This is a genomic window from Paenibacillus mellifer (assembly GCF_023195895.1).
GTDB lineage: Bacteria > Bacillota > Bacilli > Paenibacillales > Paenibacillaceae > Fontibacillus > Fontibacillus mellifer.
On record NZ_JALPRK010000046.1, the window covers coordinates 1 to 1,520 of the forward strand.

Sequence of the window (1,520 nt, forward strand, 5' to 3'; positions counted from 1 at the left end):
TCATTTTATTTAACACGACACCGCGTTAATATGGTATAATAAGGTAACTAATGAGGAACGGACGGTGTCGCTATGTTACGCCCTAATCGTGAGAAACAACAGAGTTATGAATTGGTCTCTATTGAAGACTTGGTTCCCGCAGATCACATGCTCCGTAAAATCGATAAGTACATCGATTTTACGTTTATCAACGAGAAAGTGCGTCCCCTGTACTGTGAAGATAACGGCCGGCCAGCAGTCGATCCGGTTGTGCTGTTCAAAATGATTTTTCTGGGCTATTTCTACAGCATCCGCTCAGAACGGCAACTGGAAAAGGAGATTCAGACTAATCTGGCGTACCGCTGGTTTCTTGGCTTCGGCCTAACTGACCGGATTCCTGATCATTCCACGATCAGTTGGAATCGGCGGACTCGGTTCAAGGACACGACCATCTTTCAGGACATTTTCGACGAGATTGTATTGCAGGCCATTTCGCACCGTATGGTTGGCGGACGGGTGCTGATCTCCGATTCGACCCACGTCAAAGCGAACGCCAACAAGCACAAATACACTCGTCAGCAGGTGGAGGAGAACACAAAAGCTTATCTGGAAGAACTGAACGCAGCGGTGGAGGCGGACCGGCGGGCGAACGGAAAAAAGCCCTGAAACCAAGAGAGGAGGTGAACGAGGACAAGGAAGTGAAGGTCAGTACGACCGACCCGGACAGCGGCTACATGGTACGGGAGGGCAAGCCGGAAGGTTTCTTCTACCTGGACCACCGTACGGTCGATGCGAAGTACAACCTTATTACCGATGTCTTTGTCACCCCCGGCAATGTGCATGACTCTGTTCCGTATCTAGATCGTCTAGACCGGCAGGCTGAACGTTTTGGTTTCAAGGTTGAAGCGGTTGCACTGGATTCTGGTTATCTGACAGCACCGATTTGCAATGGACTAGAGAAGCGTAAGATTTTTGGCGTGATCGCCCACCGTCGTTTTCATCCCACACAGGGGTTGTACCACAAGCATGAATTCAAGTACGATGCCGAGCGGAATCTTTATGTCTGCCCACAAGGGCAGGAACTCCCCTACAAGACCACCGACCGGGAAGGGTACCGGCATTATGCATCTGATCCCAAGCAATGTGCAGCTTGCCCGATGCTGGACAAGTGTACCCGTTCGCGGAACCACCGCAAGGTGGTGACCCGGCATGTATGGGAAGGCAGCAAGGAACGCGTGCGGCTGAACCGGCTGAGCAAGTCGGGCAAGAAGCTGTACCGGAAACGAAAAGAGACCATTGAGCGAAGCTTCGCGGATGCCAAACAACTCCACGGGTTTCGCTATTGCCGTTTGCGGGGGCTGCGCAATGCGACGGAGCAGGCGTTGATGACGGCAACCGTGCAGAACATGAAGAAGATTGCCCTCCATCTAGAAAGGAAGGTTATACAGGGGTAAATCCCCCTCTACAACCCTTTTCTACCCCTAAACAACAGAGAAACCCAGGCGTCTTGGTACAAGACACTGGGTTTCTCGACAATCTGA

Annotated in this window: 1 protein-coding gene; it reads left to right on the forward strand. The window is 51.6% G+C overall.

Annotated elements, in window-relative coordinates; genetic code table 11:
• Positions 1-72 precede the first annotated feature (72 nt).
• A protein-coding gene (locus tag M0651_RS23890; protein ID WP_248554153.1) for an IS1182 family transposase occupies positions 73-1,433 on the forward strand; the annotation gives its coding sequence in 2 pieces (ribosomal slippage) (positions 73-643 and positions 643-1,433; 1,362 coding nt in all).
• Positions 1,434-1,520: the final 87 nt, after the last annotated feature.